We start from the raw sequence: 20,360 nt of genomic DNA on the forward strand, positions 1-20,360 counted from the left end.
TTTCAAAACAAAAAAAGCAGCCATTTTAAATGGCCGCCGACATGTCAAAAACCTCTAAACTTCACGCAAAATTAGGTTGATGTATTGTTTTCGGGTTGGTCGAGCTCTAATTTTGCACCGTCATCATCCTTTTTGCTACTTGCCAAAATAATTCCTGCACAAATTAAGCCTAGGAACGTTGCCGACATTGCAGAAAACAGAACGTGTCCAACAAAAAAGATATAGACTAATGTAATGACTAGCGCAAACGTATAAATTGATTTCATTTTGCGTTTAAAAGCGCGGAAGATGAAATACAGCATCATAAAAATAAACAACGCCGTTCCGATAAGTCCCATACCGAAAAATAAATCAAAGAAATCCATTTCAACAACGCCTAAACGCCCAAATTTCTCAAAACGATACTGGAATCCTTGTCCACCAAAAAGAGTGAACGCAAAATTGGGATCATTAAAGAATAACTTGGCGGCACCTTCTAAAAATACGTTTCTAGAACTAAACAGCAAGCGAAGCAAATCACCATCATAGACTCTGTAAAAATATTGCATCCGAGTAACGGAACCTGCGACAAGTTCTGTCGCTGATTGAATTCCTCTAAAGAATATCCAGATTACTGCAAACATGGCCGTAAGCCAAACAAAAGCTCGCTGCACATTTGAATGGTAATGTTTTTTGAAAACTACTCTAATTAAAAGGTACGCAACAGTCAGAACCGCGTACACAACGACCGTTTTTGTTGCCAAAAGGAATAAACTCACTACATTTCCAGCAAAAAGTAAGAGTAAAAAGAACACTTTCTTGCCCCATCTTTTTTGTAGCTCTTTAATAAGGACATGCGTCGTTATTGTGAGTGTAATGATAAGCGCAAATGAAATGGAGTTTTGCTCAAAGAAAAAGCCTTTATATCCTGCTCCTGCTGTTGAATAAGTTTGACGCCCGACACCTAAAACATACGGAATCAAAAGTTCTGCTGTGAGCAAAGAGCCTAATGCAAGAAAGATATTTTCAAAATTAATGGTTTTGAAAATTTCTCTCCGCTGATAAACATAATAAGGAATTAGCACCCACAGGAAATATTTAATGTACACCGAAAAGTCTGCGAATATCCACGCGGGACTATTCTTCAAGAAAATACCTTGCAAGCAAAACATTAATAAATTTCCGAGTATAAAGAAAATGGTTAGATAGGTATAATATGTTTTCGGAAGTTTCTCAACAATAATCATTAAAACTAAGAAAGCAAAATATCCAAATCGATAAACCATTCCTATAGGTGTAGAAGTTCCTGATGCTAGAAAGAAACCATTTATCATGTCTATAATTGGGCAGGCTACAGTTAGTATTATAAAAATATATACGTTTAGAGGTCTGTTTTTAATGACAATTACATCCTTACACATCTTTATTTTTTCTATAAATTTTCCCGTTTTTTAGTATATATCAAAACATTTTCAATCACAATATAGGTTTACTCTAAAATGAAGACCCCTTTTTACCCTTTTCGTGAAAATGACCTTACAATTCCCATTGATTTTTGCCACATCATTTTCACAGTGCCACGATACATCACCGAAATGACAATTAATAGAACGACTCCAATAAAGAACGAACTCCATATATCTTTTACAAAAGTCGCATAAAAGGCATAGCCTACTAACAGCGCAATACTTGCATATAATTGAAACAGCTTATAACTTACTTTAAAGTACCTTAATGAGAAATAAGTTCTTAGTGAAAAGAATACGATATAGGATAGGCCTGTAGATATCGCGGCCCCTGTTGCACCTATATATGGCACGAGCAACAAGTTTCCTATAACTCCACATAAACATACTAGAGCCACAATAAGGATATGGAGCTTCGTTTTTTTATAAAAATTAATTCCTACTACGGTTACTTCTGATATCGTGTAGAGCACTGGAACAAATACTAAGAATGGCATAATTTGTGCGGCACCACCATATTCGCTTCCAAGCATAAGAACAATAACGTCTTTAAACATCACGACTAACACTGCGATAATTAACATGGCATAACTAACGACCACTTGCATATCCTTGAAAAACTTAGTATTATTCGGGTTCTCCTTAAATTTCTCATAACTTAAAGGCACCCAAAACGCAGTAAAGTTAAGTTGTAGCGTGTTTAAAATCGTCACAATTTTAAAAGCCGCAGAATACAAACCAATTTCAGTGTAATTCGACCATTGTTTAATCGCAATTCGGTCAATGGATTCAAATAGCATCGTCATTAAGAGCGTCACCATTAGCGGAACGCCGTATTTCAGAATATCAGACGAGTGGCTTTTAATTTTAATACTTCCTTTTTTAAAGAAATTCCAAAACTTGTGCTCCACTCCGATTATAACAATCGAAACAACCGCCATACTAAACATATAAGCATAAATAATAACTTCAAATTGATTCCCTAAGAAAAAGGCGAACATCAAAATCCCAGCAAACTCAAGCGACTTACTCAAAATGAGTTTAAACGAGAACACTTTACCTTTCTGCTGCATTCTAACAACTACGGACGCATACGTATTAATTATCCGTAAAAGTGCATACAAAACAAGTAGCAGTACTAGCCAAAAACTAACGTATGAGAAGATAAAATTCGAAATATCTTTATAAAAAATCAATACGCCGATTGACAATATCGCAAAAGCAAGCATAGAAAGCTTCAAGCAAATTAACAATAAATACTTTCGCTTATCCTCTTCTTCTTCATAAAAAAAGCGGTTAAAACTCTGGTCAGCGCCTAATAATGCCACAGCGCCTAGTATTTCAGCTGCTAGCAAAAACATTGACACCTTACCAAACTGATCCGGTGAAATTAACCGCGTTGCAATCGGTGTACTAATGAATCCAATAATAAGAGCTACCCAGCTCCCGATCGAAATCGATAAAAATTTATTTAAAATGCTGTTACTTTTTTTCATAGCCTAGATGTCCTCTCTGCGGTATCCCTTCAAGCAAAATTAACTTTTTGTCTGCATCGGCGTTAAGAACTACCTAGGCAAACTTCGAGATAAGCAAACAACAAGTTGGACGCAATAATTGATAAGATGTGCACCATCTTCTAACAATTAGCGAACAAAAAAATACGCATAAAGTCGATTGAAGAATATATGAATTTATTCCATATACCCTTTCATAATTCTCAAAAACTCCATAAAACTAATGATTTGGTCTTTTTCCATTGAATTCCCCGACTCAAATGCAAATTGACAGTCTTTCTTTAGTTCTTCATCTTTAATTAAATCGATATTTTTATTAAATGATTCTTGGTAGAAATTACTTAAATCTGGATTGATTTTCGCCCAATAGTCAATAGGGTTCATATGATTCTTGGAATTCAATTTCAGACCTAGCTTGATTTTCACAAGTTTTACAAACGCTGCAGGAATACTTGTCCAAGGAATTGATACACCTTTAACTCTAATTAATTTTCTATTAATTTTTCCTTTCACCTTATCGTAAACGAAATTCGCAGCTTCTGGATAATATTTATTAATCCATTTAATGTAAATGTTATGCCCTGTACGGTATTTAAATGGTAACGTCAAAGTGAACGACATAAATTCAACATCCGTATACGGCGAAATGGCTTCCGTCGTTTTAAGAAATGGTTTTAAGCCCATAAGATTCCCAGTAAAACCGCGATTATACAGTTTAAAAATCTCTTTATCTTTTAAATGGAAGGAATTTTCTTCCGTATATTGAACTTTCTCAATCAAACGCGTCGAGTTCGCACCTGAACCAGGATGGAATTCTTGCTTCCTACCTTTTTCATAATACGTTCCTAAAATAGCACCGCCTAGATGCCCCGTATGAACAATACCAAATTGATCCATGTTTAACGTGTTAGCCATGCTAAGCGTAGGCGTGATACTACAGCTTTGACATCTACCTCCAGAAATCTTCACCGCTTCTTCAAAGTATTTGTACAAATATATCCCATTATCTAGTGACTTAAACAGCCATTCATTCTTCAATTCACTCGCCATTTTTTTTGGAACCGTTTCGTCCATATAATCAGTTTGTGAAAAAGTATAACTTAATGTGTCTGTATATCCCATATCATGCGCAACCCATGTCGTCATTCTTGAGTCTAAACCACCACTTAAAGCGGCTATATGCTTGTAGCCATATTCCTTATCTTTTTCAAAAGAACGTTTTACAGAATTTCTAAAGAGTTCGTCGATTTTAGCCATTGCTTCTTCTTCTGTAATATCGATTGGCGTATTATCTATTTCAAAATAGCATTTTTTTTCAATTCCATTGGCTGAATATTGTAAATAATGTCCTGGTGTTAATCGGTACATGTCTTCGAAAAGCGTATCATTACATAATGTATAGGAATGCGTAATCATGCTATATGCTGCATTCTTTTTTAGTTTGAAACGTTTGCCTGCATGTTTATGCACCAACTTCACAAGAATGTCTACATCCGTACCAAAATACAAAATATCTGTCTGTTTGTCTAAATAATAAAAGACTTCCTTATTTCCGATATGATTTGTGTATAGATTAAAAGTATGTGATGTTTTGTCTAAAAACACCCCTGAAAAATGTCCGCGAAATTCATTAAAGAATGGCTTAGATGCAGATTGAGCCATCTTTTGCGTTAAGGAAAACATATTCCGATCTTTAATTTCATATTTTTCCATTAAATCAAGTTTATTTAAAATTACCCCGTCAACAATAAAAAACGCTTCCTCATTTTGAGAAAAAGTCTTATCTTGTTCAAATTTTTTAACTGTATTTCTAAAAAAACGACCGTATAAATTTGGTGTATTCACTGTATTTTTTTCTTCAATAAGGTTATCGTTTGCCTCAATAATGTCATAAATCTCTATATCTTTTTCTAATGCTGTTTCTTTATTTGAAATAAATCCAAAAAAACCCGGCATATTAAATTGACCTCTTTTCTTTAGCTGTAATTATAAAATTAACCTTGTGTTAAAATATACTACGCCTCTTAATGCTTGTCAACGTGATTAAGCCCTTACACAGCCCTCATAAAATAAACTGTCACATTTTCGCCCCATTTTTAGGCCTATATAGATAAATAAGCTACTAAAGTGTGATTTCAGCTCTTCTCAAGCTACATAAATAGTGCTAAAATGTAGCAGTTAGTTCCTTTGTGATAAAATTAACAACATGCGCGAAAAATGACCAATAAATATCAGTTTGCAGAAAAACTCTAAACTTAAGCCAAACAAAACGTACCACGCATAATCAGACTGATGACAAATAGTGAGATTCTTACGCATTGCCGAGTACCGCACCGGAGCGTACTTGAGTACGTGATGACTGAAAACAGGAAGGGCGTAGTTTGCCCGACCATGTGAGAAGTTAGGCGAAGCGGAGCGGAACGGAGGCTTTAACGACGAAGATTGCTGTTTGTCACCAGTCTGAAATATACACATCTTTTAATATTATACGCGCGATATATGGATTGGTTATGCAACAAAAAGGTTGTAACTCTCTTCTCGTTAGCACTACATTATTTTAGAATCAGCCTAGAAATCACGGAAAGCATTTTTAGTGTTGATAAAACCAGGAGGAAGCCATGGAAAATACCCTAGATGTAAGTCAATTATGGAATATTTTGAAAGAAAACAAGTGGATTATTATTTTTAGTACTTGTGCTAGTTTATTAGTAATGGTTATCTATCTCTATTTTTTTTCTGTACCCATTTATAAAAGTGAATCTGAAGTGCTTATCAATCAAGCGAATTCTGAAAAAAGCACTTCCCAAGCAGAAGATGTGCAAGCCAATCTAAAACTTGTAAATACCTATACTTCCATCATGGAAAGTCCGCGTATTTTATCCCAAGTTTCAAGCTTAATGGATAACAAGTACACCGTCGATGAACTAAGCCAAATGATTACCGTAACAAGTCCTACTGATTCTCAAGTTATACAAGTCAGCGTGGAAGGCTCTAATCCAAAAGATATTGTTAAAATCGCAAATGAAACTGTTAATATATTTAGTAAGACCATACCAAAAATCATGAACGTCAATAATGTTTATACTTTATCGCCCGCTGTTTATAGCCCTAAAATGGCTCCTATAAAACCACACAAGTCTATCATGTTAGCTCTTTCAGTAGCATTTGGATTAATACTTGGCATTATAATTATGTTCATTAGAAATCTGTTTGATAATACAATTAAAACCGCTCAAGACGTGGAACGAAACCTTGGATTAGTTGTTTTAACTTCTATTAATAAGATAGAACCAGAAAACTTAGCAACTACTAGAAAAAATGCGTCTGGTCTTAGAAGTACAAACCTACAAAAAAAGAGTTTGGGACATAAATAAAAAATAAGCATCATTCCAGTAAAGCCCCTTTTTCGAGATGGCATGATTACTGAATGATGCTTTTTTATTTTGACGGAACAAAATCTAATTATTTAGGTGCTTCGATTTTCTCAATTCCACCCATATAGCATTGAAGTGCTTTTGGAATGCGGATTGAGCCGTCTTCCTCTTGATAGTTTTCTAAAATGGCAGCGACTGTGCGACCAATTGCTAGGCCGGATCCATTTAATGTATGCACGAATTCAGGCTTGCCGTTTAGTTCACGGCGGAAGCGGATATTGGCGCGGCGTGCTTGGAAAGCTTCGAAATTACTGCAAGAAGAAATTTCGCGGTACGTCCCGTAACTTGGAATCCACACTTCTAAATCGTATTTTTTGGCTGCTGTGAAACCTAGGTCGGCGGTGCACATGCTAAGCACGCGATACGGGAGTTCTAATCGTTTTAAAACTTCTTCTGCGTTGTTCGTTAACTTTTCGAGCGCCTCGTAGGAATCTTCTGGTTTTACGAACTGGACCAATTCGACTTTGTTGAACTGGTGTTGGCGGATTAGTCCGCGTGTATCGCGACCCGCAGAACCTGCTTCTGAGCGGAAGCACGCGCTAAACGCCGTGTATTTGCGCGGTAAGTCTTCTGCTTTTAAAATGTCATCCCGGTGGTAATTTGTCACTGGGACTTCAGCTGTTGGTATCAAGAAATAATCCTCTTTTTCAACAAGAAAAGCATCTTCCTCGAACTTCGGAAGCTGGCCTGTCCCAGTCATACTCGTGCGATTCACCATGTACGGCGGAAGCATCTCTTCGTAGCCATGCTCTTCGGAATGAAGGTCCATCATGAAGTTTAAAAGCGCGCGTTCAAGGCGTGCTCCGAGCTTTTTATAAAATACGAAGCGGCTTCCAGTTACCTTGCCGGCGCCTTCAAAATCTAAAATATCAAGGTTCGTGCCTAAATCCCAGTGCGCTTTTGGTTCAAAGTTGAAGTTTGGAAGTTCGCCCCATTTGCGAATCTCTACATTGTCATCTTCTGTTTCGCCAATCGGAGTTGATTCGTGCGGAATGTTTGGAATTGCCATCAAAATCGCGTTTAATTTTTCATCAATGTCCTTCAGTTCAATATCGAGCGTTTTAATTTTATCGCCGACAATTCGCATTTCCTCAATTTTTGCATCGGCATTTTCTTTGTTGCGTTTTAAAACAGCAATTTGTTCCGAAACGGCATTACGCTCTGATTTAAGGGCTTCGGTTTCGAGTATTAGCGTACGTCTACGCGCGTCTAGTTCGCCAAATTTTTCAAAATCACCGAGGTCTTCACCGCGATGCGCGAGTTTTGCTTTCACTTCTTCAAAGTTGTTTCTTAGTAATTTTACGTCTAACATGATTTTTTCCTCCTTTGATTATATGGTGTTGGGGTGTATGTTTGCTTGGTTGGGCGGGTGGGTAGACTGAGTGCTGAAGTTCTAAGAGCTTTGATGGATTAACACCTCGCTTTGCTCGGTCTTATATTGCGGCTCTAAGTGCTGAAGTTCTAAGAGCCTTTTGATGGATTAACACCTCGCCTTGCTCGGTCTTATATTGCGGCTCTAAGTGCTGAAGCACTAAGAGCCGCAACAAAAACCTCCGCCCCTTCCTGTACAAATATACAGAGAAGGGACGGAGGTTGATATCCGCGTTGCCACCCTAGTTGAGATTGTGAAAATCTCCAGCTTCATTTGGATTTAACGGTTCGCACCGGAATGATTTACTAACAAAATGTGTTCCACCATTCACTCCAAGAGGGATTCGCAAATTTTTGTTACAGATTTTCACCAGCCATCTGCTCTCTCACAAACAAAAAATTTGGTACTATTTCTTGTCAACGTTTTCTTTTATCAATTTAGTTGTATTCTAAACCATTCAAGAGATTTTTTCAAGCCTTTAAATTAAATCCAGTACTTCTGGCTCCTCCGTGGGTAGGTCAAACAAGCGAATCTGCTCTGGAATGATTTTCAGTACCGTAAAACCAGGTTGCTTTTTATCCACCCATTCCGAGTTGATTTGTTCCCAAATGTTTTCAACAATCGCTTCATTTTGCTCTACAACAACACGACCATTAAATTCAACGAAAGCCGTCTTTACATGTTCACCTTCATAGCCGATAAGTACTGAAACATGCGGATTTCGCTCCACCTCGTCCAATTTCGGAAGCGTATTTAACGTTGCCGTGTAGAGCGTTAGCCCTTTATGAAAAAAAGTCATGTATCTCACGTGTGGATATTTATCCTTCACTGTAGCCATAACACCGATTTTATGATCATCTAACACATTTAAAATTCGTTCCTCCAGCTCGTTTCGCATTTCTATCCCTCCAAAATGATGCTTTTTCTATTTCATTCCACCACGGCGAAAAGTTCAAACTTAACTTGTATAACCTGCTTGAATTTGCTATAAAAGAAATAGTAGCGAAAAAAAAGGGGGGCGGACAATGTTACTTATCATCGACCATCACGATTCATTTACATATAACCTTTATCAATATTTTTTGGAACTAAACGCAGACATGAACGTCGTCTTTTCGGAGAATTTACCTCTTCTCACCCAGTTAGATGATTATGAGGGCGTCATATTGTCACCAGGCCCCGGGAAACCGACCGATTATCCGGAAACACTGGCTTTTATAGAGCGTTATTTTGATAAAAAACCCATTTTAGGGATTTGCTTGGGGCATCAAATGCTTGGCACATTTTTCGGTGCACGTGTTGTTTCTGCCCCCGAAATTGTTCACGGCAAAACAAGTGCCATGACGCATAATGAATCGCAATTGTTCCGCAATTTGCCTCGTACGTTTGATGTAGCGCGCTATCATTCGCTTGCGGTAACTGGGGTTCTGGCACCGCTAATTGAAACGGCTTGGACACAGGACGGCGTTTTAATGGCGATGGAACACGGGACACTTCCCATTTATAGCGTGCAATTTCACCCAGAGGCCATTTTATCAGAGCATGGGCATCATATTTTGAAAAACTTTTTAGAGGTGGCGTATGGAAAATCAGTTGCGTTTTGATTTTGAAGGGCAGACAATGTGTTTTAGTGAGCCGAAGGAAATTTTAATGGCGTTCACACATGCGGAAGTGGCGGCTGTTTTTCAGCGGGCGGAGAAATGGCGGAAAGACGGCTATTATATTGCGGGTTTTGTGAGCTACGAAGCGGCGCCTGCCTTCAATGAATATTTGCGGACCTTTTGTGCGGATAAAAATTTGCCGCTCGTTTGGTTTGGGGTATTTGATTCGCCGGTTCCAAATTTTGAGGCGCCACCGCGTATTAAACCGACTTTTGCGTTTACCGCAGATATGACTTTTCCTGAATATCAGTCACGCATTGCGCGCATTCGCGCGGAAATTGCGGCCGGAAATACGTATCAAACGAACTTTACGCTACGCTTAAACAGCCCTGTGCTGGCAGGATTTGAGACGGGCTCAGCCTACAGGCACCTACGCGAACAAAGCGAGGCACGGTACACGGCCATGCTTACGACCAACGCGCATCAAATTCTCTCTGCTTCACCTGAGCTTTTTTTCAAGGTGGAAAAGGGGAAAGTGACGACGCGGCCGATGAAAGGCACGGTTCGACGGGGGGACACGGCGGAATTGGACGCGGTGAGACGGGATTTTCTGGCGAACGACGAAAAAAATCGGGCGGAAAACGTGATGATTGTCGACTTGCTGCGAAACGACCTTGGCCAAATTGCATGCCCGGGTTCTGTGCGCGTGCCGCGATTATGCGAGCTTGAGCCGTATCCGACGGTGTGGCAAATGACGTCCACGGTGACAGCGGAACTGGCGTCTGAGAAATCGCTTTTTGAGATTTTTGAAGCGCTCTTCCCATGTGGCTCGATTACAGGGGCACCGAAGAAAAGCACGATGGATTTCATTGCCGAGCTCGAAACTTCGGCGCGCGGAGTCTACTGCGGCGCAATTGGTTACGTGAAACCAGACGGGGACATGATTTGGAGTGTGCCGATTCGGACGATTCAAATTGATTTACGAGCAAATGTGGCGCGTTACGGGGTTGGTGGCGGCATTGTTTGGGATTCAGACGCGGCGGCGGAGTTTGCAGAAATTGAAGCGAAATCGGCCGTTTTGGCAGATGCTTTTCCGCCGGTGGAATTAATTGAAAGTTTGCGGCTTGAAAATGGGGAGTTAAAACGGCTTCAGGCCCATTTGGATCGTATGGAAAAAAGCGCGCAAATTTGGGCGTTGCCGTTCGAGCGTTCTGCCGCACGTTCATTGTGGCAAACGGCCGCAGCAGAGCATTCAAATGGCGTGTTTAAATTTCGGGCCGAGCTAAAGCGAAACGGCGATTTTGTTTTTGATGTACAGGAAATAAGTTGTACAACACCTGTCTGGACGGCCAAAATTGCATCAAAACCGCTACCGCGAAATTCGTTTTTGGCGCATAAAACGACCCGCCGCGAAATGTACGAGGAGCTGCGTGAACCAGATGTCACGGAAACCTTGCTTTATAACGAAAAAGAGGAGCTTACGGAGTTCATTTCCGGAAACCTTGTTTTGGAAATCGGCGGGAAACTTGTGACACCAGCGCTTTCGTGCGGACTTTTGCCCGGAATTTTTCGGCAGGCTTTGCTTGAAGAGGGGGAAATTTCTGAGCAAGTTTTGACGTTCCGCGATTTACAGCTGGCTTCACGCGTTTTTTTAACAAATAGTGTCCGCGGTTTTGTGGAAATTGAGATGAAAAAAAGCAAGAAGCATCAGAAATGATGCTTCTTGCTTTTTATTGCAACTAAAACTAGCGTAAGGCCAGCTAAAATTATAAATGGCGAATTTGTATCTCCTGTTTTCGGTAAACTTGTCGCTTGTTTTTCAAGCGAGCTTTTAGTAATGGGTTTTTCATTGATTGGCGTGACTTTTACGTTGTTCGCATTTTCATTTGGTGGCGCTGGCTTGCTTTTTTCAGGAGGTAAAGGGATTAAAGGGCTTGCCTTGTCTTTTACTGTGACCGCAATGGTTTTCTCGATTGTACGACCGTCTGGATTTGTCGCCGTGTAAGTGACCGCGTACTTCCCAGCTTGCGTGGTGTCGACATTGCTTGCTTTGACGCGGATATCGCTCGTTATATCACCCGCAACGGAATCGTTTGCTGTAGCGTGTTCAAGCGGATTGAACGCATCACCGACATACAATTCGACGTCGCTCGCATCAATCGTAAAGTCGCGCACAGTGACATACACCGTCTTCTCTATGCTGTCGCCGTCTTTATCTGTCACACTGTATTTAATCGGATATTTTCCCACCGCATGAAGGTTTACCGCACTATCATCGATGACAATCCGGTCCGTGATATCGCTTGCATCGTCAGGATCAGTTGCTCGGACATCTTTCATCGGGTCAAAACTTTCGCCAATATAGACTTCGCTATCGCCCGCCTCAATTACTGGTGCTAGCGAATTCGTCACAATCACATTGAACGTGCCTGTGGTTGTTGAGTTTTGAGAACCGCCATATCCGAAAGCACCGTTCATATTCATTATTCTGACTTGTACTGGGTAAACACCCGGAACGTCCCAATTCACATTATGACTATCTGCATAAAATAACATGCCATCTTGGTGATAAAGGCGGAACTGTGTTAAGTCTCCTTCAAAACGATCATAGGCTTTCGTTACGCCGAGGCGTAGATTTGGTTTTTCGTCACCAATGCGATAGTGAATATCTTGCGTCTCGATTTCAATGGCCTTTTCTACTTTCCTAAGTTGCTTATTTCGGGCGCTATCGTAAATAGACTGAATTCCGCTAACCGTTTGATCACTACCTTCAAAACTATACCAAGCATAGTCGCCTGGGTCAGCCGTTGCTGGGTCTGATGAACGCAGCACGAAACTCATATAATAACGATTTTGCGGATCATTGAAGTGCGTGTAGTACACATCTGTTCGCGAAATTTTATCGAATTCATAATAACCATTTTGATCGGAAACAGTTTGCCCGATTAAATTGTCATTTTTATCATATAAAAAAACGTCAATCCCAGATACAAACGGATTATTTGGTGCTGGCGTACTCCATGAACCTTGAATACCATGTTCGGTCGTTAAACGCTCAAATGTTTGCCCATAAATCTTAGGATTTTTGAAAAACACTGTTGGCATATACGACATATTTGTTGTACGCGTGCGATTATCGTCACGCCCTGTCGCAAAATATTGTCCTTCCGCTTGATGTCCCGTTGTTTGATTAAAATCCGTTTCTGTTAAGCCTTCTTTGGCAATACTTTTAGCGTCAAAGAAAAGCTGAACACGTTGCGTTGTCGTGTCCCATTTTACATCTTGTGTAACCATATATTTTACCCAGCGATAACGATTCGTTTCACTAGGTGTTCCCGTTTCAAAATTCACACCATCATTTGAATATTCTACATTCACATCTGCGGACGTAATACCCCCAGTTGTCACAATTTCTGGCGCTTTAGTTAACTCGATTTTGTCATTTTTATCCAAGTGAATGGTCTGTCCCCATGATTTAAAGTTTCCACTCATACTCATTTGTGCTTCATAAGTCAGTATATCGTCATCTGTATAAGGAAAGAAGTTAAGTGATTTATTGGTTGCTCGTGTTGTTATTTTTGACTTCACTGTCAATCCTGCTCCGTAGCTCCCAGTTGCAGCTTTTGCCGAAAAAGAGGAAGTAAGCGGTAACATTAAAATTACGATAATGCTTACGACACCAATGAACTTTTTCATAATTGTCCTCCTTGAAAAATATTGAACCAGCTCTTAATATAGCTGGCTTATGCCAAATAAGCAATGCATTTTTCAAGTCGCAGCGAAGATGTAGCATGCTTTTTTCAATCCAATTGACTGCGGCAGCAACATCCATCTAAGTTGTGTCTAATTTGTGAATTTTTTTACCAAAATAGTAGTTTTTGCTTCGAAAAATCATTATTTTGATACAATTTTCAAAATTTGTTATGACAAAAATCTCGTTTTTCTCGTTTTTCTTCCATTTTAGCTAACGCTGCGCTCCTTACTACTTCATATTTCAGCAAAATAACCGACAATCTTATAGTATAATAGTAAACAGGTTCACTTATATACATCATCGTCAAAGGGAGGCGTTTACGATTAAACCATTACTATTCTTTTTCATACCAGCCATAGTGCTGTCTGTAGCTGTCTACAACAGTTACCAAGATTATCAGGTGGCACACAAAAACGACATAAAAGAGTCCAAGCATCTTCTTTTATTTGAAAAAGGGAAGAAAATGTTAGTTGTGCCAAACGAAGATGACTTGCTCGCGAATCTATATGACGTGCAAGATCAAACAATCGAAAAAACCTTTACTTTCGATTCTAATATTTTCAAAGAAGCGGTTCCAAGTTATCAAAACGGCGCGTTTGTCATCGCAACAAAAACCGAAGACGAACAGCTCGAATTGCATCAAATTGACGCAAATGGCACCATGAAAAATATCCTATCACAAGAAATCATACTAGATAGTTACCTTAAAACGAATAGTTATCAGAACCGTGGGCGCCTCATTATTAGTGCAGAAAACAAGGCGGATACCTATTATATCCAAGTGCAAAACGGCAAAGCTACAGCTATAAATTTGGCAGACGATAAACGCTTATCAGCAAGGCCAACAAGTATTTCGCTTATCTACGGAAATAACGGAAATCTATTACCTTATTGGCTAGTAAATTTAAAAGATGATTCCACCGTACAATTAAGTGGCCTTTTAAATAACCAAAACACGTATTCCATCGCACAAGGGAACTCAGATGTAGCTATTCAAAAACCATTTTTAGCAGACACAGGGTTAAGTAAAAATCAATTGCTGGAAGTTGATACATCGTACCCTAAAGAAATTTACCACATCAATCCCACTGATTTTCGTGCAGGACAAAAGCTCATAACACCAAAACCGCTTTATCAATCGCTCATCATTCCGCTGAATTCAAAAGAAAGTTTGCTCATCGGCTCAAGCACAGAAGATGAGACGCAAGGCGGTATCACGGCGTATTTATTCAATGAACTGAACAGCGGCTTAACAGATGTCAGCGCGCTATTTGAAAAAGCGAACTACGAAGATTTAGCGGATAGAAACGCACTTTTTTATAAAGACGAAAATACGAAAGAGCTGTACTATGACGGAGCGGGCAAAACGACCGGCATGTTCAATTTGGAAACGGGCAAAGCGCAAATCATTGCTGCGGCAGACGTCAGTGCGTGGGACCAAAAAATGACCGGCAAATTGGGCTCATTCCTTGGATTCCTGAAAGAATACCCGGCGCTCGCCATCAATTGGATAGTCTGGCTGTTCATTCCGCTCATGCTGATTTTATTGGGCGTTTCCGGAACAATTATTCGTAAATCGGCCAATAAGCGCAACAAAAAAGACTCAGTTGTTTTGCCGGCTACAATTGTGTCAGCAAACGAAACGGGCGTCTACATAAATAATCAGCCTAGAGTTCGTTTCTTACTGAGCTTTATCTACGAAGGGAAAAAGAAAGAAGTCGAGGTCCATCGCGTTGTTTCTGTATTGACGCAAATTCCGATTGGACAGCAAGTGATGATTCGCTACAATCCGAAAAAAAATAAAGCTATGTTCGTGGACGAAGCGGACGTGGCAACGGAAACGGCGGCACAAGAAGAACGCATTTCAAATGCTAAGCTCACTGCTGTGCGTTCATATGGCGCGGCAAACCGTGGCACCGCTGTCGAACTCGAATTCCAAGCGAATAGCAAGGTATACCATGTTCCAGCTGTTGAGCCGGACGGATTCCGTTTTGAAATCGGCAAAACAGCGGAATTAATGGAAATTGGCGGCATTTCGCGCATACTCGCGTATAACACGGCATATAACGATACCGATTCGGTTGCACTAGATGGCACGGTTACCGCAGTTAAGCCGCTTTCGGCAACGATTTCCGGGCGTAAATTGACACTGCTCGACTTGACCATTCAAGCAGACGGAACGAGTTTTCCAACCCAAAGTAGCCAATTTGTGCCAAACACGATGACACTGCAAATCGGAATGGCGCTCCCAATCAAGTTCACGCTGGAAGATTTTTCTTTAAGAAAAAGGTTAAGCCAAGCAAAAGAAGGCTCCGCCGTCATATCTTCCGTAAACTATCTTGGCTACACAAGAAGCGAACGACCCGTAGCACGTGTTGAACTCGACATTAACGGCCGTCGCTACATCTCTGTCGGAACTATCGAGCCCACCGCAAGCCCCCGTTCTGGTGACTCCGTCTGGGTGCAATATGACGAAACGCGCGGCGACGCAATTATCGTACGCTATAGCTAAAAAATCGCAGGTTCCCAAATGATTTACGGGACCTGCGATTTTTTCGTCACCCCAGCTATTTGACTCGCCGTATGCTACAATAAACGAATAAAATATTCCTAGAAAAGGAGTGATGTAAACATGTACGGCATACATCAAAAAACGACTGCTGCGAAGGTATTCATATTCATTACGCAGATTATTTATTTGATTCTCGCATTTTTTATTCTCTATCGCGATGCTACCTTAGATAACTACATACGCTATACGATTATCATCTTTTTACTAATTACCTTCCTTCGCTTAAATGCGATGCTTTTCATCTGGTTACCACGTGGAATTAGTTGGAAAGAATCCATCGGAAACAGTTTAGCATTTGCAATCTATTACATCGGTTTCCCCTTATTCACAGTGTACAGTCAAGCAGACTCGAATATCGCCATGTACGTTATAGGAATAGTCCTCTTCTTAGCTGGTAGCTTCATTAACACAACTTCTGAGTTGCTACGAAAACCTTTTAAAGCCGATCCAGCAAACAAAGGTAAACTTTATAGAGGCGGATTATTTAAATATGCCATTCATATTAACTATTTCGGTGACATTTTATGGGTTGCAGGATTTGCCTTGGTAACAATAAACGTTTGGGCACTTCTCGTCCCACTCTTTTTATTCCTAATGTTCGTCTTCTCTTACATTCCAAATGCAGACAAATATTTATTAGAAAAATACGGTTCGCAATTTGAAGATTATCAAAAACATACGAAAAGGCTTATTCCATTTATTTGGTAGTCATTTACGTCTAAGTATTTTCCTGCCTTGTTGCATCTGGGAATATAGTTGCAGGTTTTCCATCAGTTTTTATTCCCAACTCGCACACCGTTGAACTCACCAAAATAGCTTCTCTATCTTTAACACTAGCAACATGTTGTCCTGCACTTTCTATATCTTTATTTATCCAGTTTTCAGGAAACCAAGATTGATTATTCCCTGTTCTTTTAGCCTTAACTTTATGGTCTGGTACATTTCCAGTTCTAACACCATTAGGGTAAATTTTTTCAATATTTACTTCAAACCCATTTTCTTTTAAGAAATCAATGTTAGATTGTCCATGTCCGCCACCTTTCATGAGGGGCTACTCCAGCATAATTAGCTAACTTATGCGGATTTGAAAAACGCTCAATGTCGCCTATATGTCCCACTAATGCGCAAGCTGTCACAGCTGACTTAAAACCTATTTATAAAGCCGCTACTGAGGAACTAGCGTTAGAAGCACTAAGTGCATTTGACGAAAAATGGGGGAAGAAGTATCCAATCATTACAAAAAGTTGGATGGAACATTGGGCTGAATTAGCAACATTCTTCAACTATCCTGAAGATTTACGCCGGATTATTTACACAACTAACATCATTGAAGGATTTCACCGTCAATTACGTAAATCAACGAAATCAAAAAGTGTTTTTCCTTCAGATGAATCGTTGCTAAAAATGCTTTATCTTGTGACGATAGATGTCACAAAAAAGTGGACCATGAAGGTCCACAATTGGGGACAAATTCTATCACAATTCGTCATATTTTTTGAGGATAGAGTCACTAAATACATTTAACCAGAAACACAACTTACACAAAATTCTTTACAGACCCAGCTAGTACTTTGACTTGTCCCTCGAGCCTTTTTAGCATAACATGCCCACCGTTTAGTTTAGTATCTAAACTTGTTCTTTCAAAATTCTTTTGTTTCACCCTCAGAATCTAGCACAATAACATCTTCAAACCTCTAAATATTTTTCTTTTTCGTAATCTCAGTAGTTAGCGTTCACTTAAATAAGAGTCTAATAATTTGCGTGTGAAAGTGCCTTCTTTCGGCTTAAATTCAAAACTATTATAAGCCCAAATGACTTCTCTTTTTACTTGCCCATCATCATCCGAAATTTTATCGTATAAAAAATCTACATTAAACTTTCCATTAGAATTTAAAGAAAAGCTCAATTGATCCCATAGCGGTTGTTCATTTTCTTCAAAACATTTATTTATTTTTAGTAATATCGAATTAAGTTCTCCTAATAAATCATTATATATTTGTTGAGAAACTTTATATCTCTCTGGTATGTTATGAGATTTTACAAATTTTTTTGAACTAGTTTCTTCAAAATAAAATACAGAAGACCAACTCATTTGTTTTTTTCCCACCTCACCAAGATAGTATATTTTGCTCCAATCAACCGGAATCATCGAAATAATTTTTTGTGCTAATTCATTATATAATATTCCTAATTCTTGCTCCATCATCTCAACTTCTTTCATCAAGGCTTTCTAATAAATTTAATAAATTTTTCTCCGTCTATCCAATATTCTACATTAAAGCTGTCTGGTCTAACAGAATTCAAATTGTAGTTAGGTTTAATGTTAACTTCAACTTTACTACCAAATTTTAATGCGTCTGACCAACTTTTTTCCATATTATACCATTCTCCACCAGCTTCCTCATACGTCATACTCCCCCGAATCGCCGCAGTACTTAAGCCCAACCCCATCACCACGTCCATCAGGCCACTTTCATCCAGCGTGCCTTTCACCGATTTCACGTACGCCGATGCCCGAAGCGTGCCACAAGCCACACCGGTGTATTTCGTGCCGTCCATATAATAGGTGCCGGTTTTCCACGATTCAGTGATTTTTTTGTTTAAATCCTCATTCGTGATAATTTGGTAGTCACTTGGGTCTAAGTACTTTCCTGCCTTGTCTAAGTATTTCTTCAGTTTCGGGTCATGCACACCCACTCCGTTTTGTTCAAGCAGCCGCATCGTTCTTTGCGCCGTCATCACAAGCGCTAAAAGTTCTTGGAAAAAGTGGGTATGACTTTGCTCAAATTGTAAATAGTTTTCCAGAATTTTTTCTTCTTTGACAATGTCTAGTTATTTGACTTTAAAATAATTATTCCAATCTTGCCTAGATATTAGATTTTCTATACCAAAATCAGTTTTCAGAAAGCTTCGTCCCACTTATTTTCTTGATTGCCATTCTCCTAAGTTCCTTTTTTTATTCAGATAGCCAAGATTTATATGTCTTACATGCCCTCAGCAGGGAATGTTTGTTTAGCTTAGATACCACTATTTGTAACAGTCCTAGCTTGATATACTTTCATGTTACTTAATCCCTTTGATGTTTGTTCCCATCCAGCTCCTGTCCACTTAACAAGCCGTCTCTCATACCAAGCAACACAATGATTTTATACTTTTGAAAGCAGCTAAAAAGATATGAGTATGCTACTCTTTTTACAGAGTTAGTTTTCTCATATCTTTTTCGGTAGTACAGCTTCTATACAATGAATACAGCTAGCTTTTAGCAACTTGATTAGTGAGTTCAAAGCTTTACTATCCGACGCCAATCAGATAGTAACGTGCCTTTTTATTTTTAATGAATTTCTTCATTCACCATGTCTAAAAGAAATTCTCCAAAGTTATTGTATAAAACTTCATTTTTTTGTGCGTCTTCAGAAAAACCTGGGAAGTATGATGTTATTTTAGGTTCATTTTTCTCATTCAAATCCTTGTAGTTTAAACAATACATTTCTCCCATCCCAGTATTATACAAAATAACTAAATATTTTGGCATATTTACTAATTTCCGTTCATTTAACGTAGACCAAATAGTATCTGGAACACCCGAATTTTCAAAATCCTCTCTAAAAACACCATAGATTTCAATAGAACCAAAAGTTAAAGCACCAAAACAAGATAAGAAAAGTTTATAATCTTCGGGGAATTGTAAATCAAGAACTGTCTGAGCTTTTTTTATAATATCATCCGAAGCTCCCCCAAAAGCGTCTACTAAATCTTGATTCTCTTCAATTAGTTCTTTTGCTTTATTATACTCTCCACTCATTGTAATATCTCCTTTATTTAAAGTCTTTTGCTCTATTTTCCCAATAATCCGAACGCCATTTATTGAAAGACTTTCTGTCTATTCCAGACGGAACTGAGTTAGGATTAATATGAATTGTTTTAGAATTAGTTTGATGGAAAGATTGCTCTACCTCAGCAATAGAACTTATATCTCGTTGAGTCATGTGATGCAAATTCACTGGGTTTCCATCTGGTCCTAAAGGTGCCAAACCTTGTTCCATTCTTTGAAGGTTTGAGCGTCCTTTAACGTCTACTCTATTAATATCAATTATACCATTTCTTTGATAAACTTTGGTATCTTTAAAATCAACATCTTTTTTCCAGTATTCTCTAGTTTGAGAATAGTCTTTAGGTACCTTAGCCCCACTAGCTCCCTCATACGTCATACTCCCCCGAATCGCCGCCGTGCTTAAACCTAGCCCCATCACCACGTCCATCAGGCCACTTTCATCCAGCGTACCTTTCACCGATTCCACATACGCGGATGCCCGAAGCGTGCCACCAGCCATACCGGTGTATTGCGTGCCGTCCATATAATAGGTGCCGGTTTTCCACGATTCAGTGATTTTTTTGTTTAAATCCTCATTCGTGATAATTTGGTAGTCACTTGGGTCTAAGTACTTTCCTGCCTTGTCTAAGTATTTCTTCAGTTTCGGGTCATGCACACCCACTCCGTTTTGTTCAAGCAACCACATCACTTGCGGCTTTCCCTCCGCATCTAGTACACCACTGCCAAAACTTGATAGGCTTTCAGCGCTTCGACCAGTTTTGGGTCTACGCCGCGAACGGTATTAAGCCGCTGTTTCAAGGCATCCATCGACTGGGTATAGCCTTTCGGATATGTAT

The 20,360-nt window shown here is 39.3% G+C and carries 18 protein-coding genes and 1 other annotated feature; of the genes, 6 read left to right on the forward strand and 12 right to left on the reverse strand.

The annotated features are described in order from the left end of the window. Positions 1 to 71: 71 nt before the first annotated feature. The 3 genes from BN1609_RS13445 to BN1609_RS13455 form a co-directional block, all read right to left on the reverse strand. A complete protein-coding gene (locus BN1609_RS13445) occupies positions 72 to 1,400 on the reverse strand; it encodes an O-antigen ligase family protein (protein ID WP_088811041.1) in 1,329 nt (442 codons plus the stop codon). A 92-nt stretch (positions 1,401 to 1,492) separates the two neighbouring features. Continuing rightward, positions 1,493 to 2,941, reverse strand: coding sequence for a lipopolysaccharide biosynthesis protein (locus BN1609_RS13450; RefSeq protein WP_088811042.1), 1,449 nt, complete (start codon positions 2,939 to 2,941; stop codon positions 1,493 to 1,495). Positions 2,942 to 3,136: 195 nt separating this feature from the next. Continuing rightward, positions 3,137 to 4,915: an asparagine synthase-related protein gene (locus BN1609_RS13455; protein ID WP_117584607.1), complete on the reverse strand. Its 1,779-nt coding sequence runs from the start codon at positions 4,913 to 4,915 to the stop codon at positions 3,137 to 3,139. A 662-nt stretch (positions 4,916 to 5,577) separates the two neighbouring features. On the opposite strand from BN1609_RS13455, the gene BN1609_RS13460 reads away from it, so the two are divergent. Then, positions 5,578 to 6,333, forward strand: a complete 756-nt coding sequence (locus BN1609_RS13460; RefSeq protein WP_088816474.1) for a YveK family protein — start codon at positions 5,578 to 5,580, stop codon at positions 6,331 to 6,333. Positions 6,334 to 6,421: 88 nt separating this feature from the next. Here BN1609_RS13460 and serS read toward each other — a convergent pair whose 3' ends face one another. Both serS and BN1609_RS13470 read right to left on the reverse strand, forming a co-directional pair. Continuing rightward, positions 6,422 to 7,705: a serine--tRNA ligase gene (serS, locus tag BN1609_RS13465; RefSeq protein WP_088811044.1), complete on the reverse strand. Its 1,284-nt coding sequence runs from the start codon at positions 7,703 to 7,705 to the stop codon at positions 6,422 to 6,424. Positions 7,706 to 7,972: 267 nt separating this feature from the next. Continuing rightward, positions 7,973 to 8,194 (reverse strand) — a binding site (T-box leader). Positions 8,195 to 8,243: 49 nt separating this feature from the next. Beyond that, on the reverse strand, positions 8,244 to 8,663 hold the full coding sequence (locus BN1609_RS13470; protein WP_088811045.1) for a pyridoxamine 5'-phosphate oxidase family protein: 420 nt from the start codon (positions 8,661 to 8,663) through the stop codon (positions 8,244 to 8,246). 127 nt (positions 8,664 to 8,790) lie between these two features. Here BN1609_RS13470 and BN1609_RS13475 point away from each other — a divergent pair, with 127 nt between their 5' ends. Both BN1609_RS13475 and pabB read left to right on the forward strand, forming a co-directional pair. Continuing rightward, positions 8,791 to 9,369, forward strand: coding sequence for an aminodeoxychorismate/anthranilate synthase component II (locus BN1609_RS13475; protein ID WP_088811046.1), 579 nt, complete (start codon positions 8,791 to 8,793; stop codon positions 9,367 to 9,369). Beyond that, the gene (gene pabB, locus BN1609_RS13480; RefSeq protein ID WP_088811047.1) at positions 9,347 to 11,083 is read left to right on the forward strand and encodes an aminodeoxychorismate synthase component I; all 1,737 of its coding nucleotides are present in this window, start codon (positions 9,347 to 9,349) and stop codon (positions 11,081 to 11,083) included. Before BN1609_RS13475 ends, pabB begins: the two co-directional genes overlap by 23 nt. On the opposite strand, the gene BN1609_RS13485 is transcribed toward pabB, so the two are convergent. Further along, on the reverse strand, positions 11,074 to 13,062 hold the full coding sequence (locus BN1609_RS13485) for an immunoglobulin-like domain-containing protein (protein ID WP_088811048.1): 1,989 nt from the start codon (positions 13,060 to 13,062) through the stop codon (positions 11,074 to 11,076). The two genes, pabB and BN1609_RS13485, sit on opposite strands and share 10 nt — an antisense overlap. Positions 13,063 to 13,583: 521 nt before the next feature. On the opposite strand from BN1609_RS13485, the gene BN1609_RS13490 reads away from it, so the two are divergent. Beyond that, positions 13,584 to 15,632, forward strand: coding sequence for a hypothetical protein (locus tag BN1609_RS13490; protein ID WP_088840998.1), 2,049 nt, complete (start codon positions 13,584 to 13,586; stop codon positions 15,630 to 15,632). Positions 15,633 to 15,752: 120 nt separating this feature from the next. Next, positions 15,753 to 16,400, forward strand: coding sequence for a DUF1295 domain-containing protein (locus BN1609_RS13495; protein ID WP_088811050.1), 648 nt, complete (start codon positions 15,753 to 15,755; stop codon positions 16,398 to 16,400). A 10-nt stretch (positions 16,401 to 16,410) separates the two neighbouring features. Here BN1609_RS13495 and BN1609_RS13500 read toward each other — a convergent pair whose 3' ends face one another. Then, positions 16,411 to 16,737: an EndoU domain-containing protein gene (locus BN1609_RS13500; RefSeq protein WP_117612576.1), complete on the reverse strand. Its 327-nt coding sequence runs from the start codon at positions 16,735 to 16,737 to the stop codon at positions 16,411 to 16,413. Next, on the reverse strand, positions 16,709 to 16,828 hold the full coding sequence (locus BN1609_RS13505) for a transposase (RefSeq protein ID WP_369821531.1): 120 nt from the start codon (positions 16,826 to 16,828) through the stop codon (positions 16,709 to 16,711). Before BN1609_RS13505 ends, BN1609_RS13500 begins: the two co-directional genes overlap by 29 nt. Between BN1609_RS13505 and BN1609_RS13510 the strand changes: the two genes are divergently transcribed. Next, positions 16,791 to 17,216 carry a transposase gene (locus BN1609_RS13510; protein ID WP_205408920.1) on the forward strand — a complete coding sequence of 142 codons (426 nt, stop codon included), beginning with the start codon at positions 16,791 to 16,793 and terminating at the stop codon, positions 17,214 to 17,216. The genes BN1609_RS13505 and BN1609_RS13510 overlap by 38 nt on opposite strands. Before the next feature lie 202 nt (positions 17,217 to 17,418). Here the strand turns inward: BN1609_RS13510 and BN1609_RS13515 are convergent, their stop codons facing one another. From BN1609_RS13515 to BN1609_RS13530, 4 genes are all read right to left on the reverse strand, one after another. Beyond that, positions 17,419 to 17,913 carry an immunity protein YezG family protein gene (locus BN1609_RS13515; protein ID WP_220387172.1) on the reverse strand — a complete coding sequence of 165 codons (495 nt, stop codon included), beginning with the start codon at positions 17,911 to 17,913 and terminating at the stop codon, positions 17,419 to 17,421. After that, positions 17,913 to 18,413, reverse strand: coding sequence for a DNA/RNA non-specific endonuclease (locus tag BN1609_RS13520; protein ID WP_220387173.1), 501 nt, complete (start codon positions 18,411 to 18,413; stop codon positions 17,913 to 17,915). The genes BN1609_RS13515 and BN1609_RS13520 overlap by 1 nt, the downstream gene beginning before the upstream one ends. Positions 18,414 to 19,023: 610 nt before the next feature. After that, positions 19,024 to 19,494, reverse strand: a complete 471-nt coding sequence (locus BN1609_RS13525; protein ID WP_088816468.1) for an SMI1/KNR4 family protein — start codon at positions 19,492 to 19,494, stop codon at positions 19,024 to 19,026. Between the two features lie 13 nt (positions 19,495 to 19,507). Further along, complete coding sequence (locus BN1609_RS13530) at positions 19,508 to 20,209, reverse strand: HNH/ENDO VII family nuclease (RefSeq protein WP_255377399.1); 702 nt, start codon at positions 20,207 to 20,209, stop codon at positions 19,508 to 19,510. Positions 20,210 to 20,360 lie beyond the last annotated feature (151 nt).

It is taken from the genome of Listeria sp. ILCC797 (assembly GCF_900186185.1).
Taxonomy (GTDB): Bacteria; Bacillota; Bacilli; order Lactobacillales; family Listeriaceae; genus Listeria; species Listeria goaensis.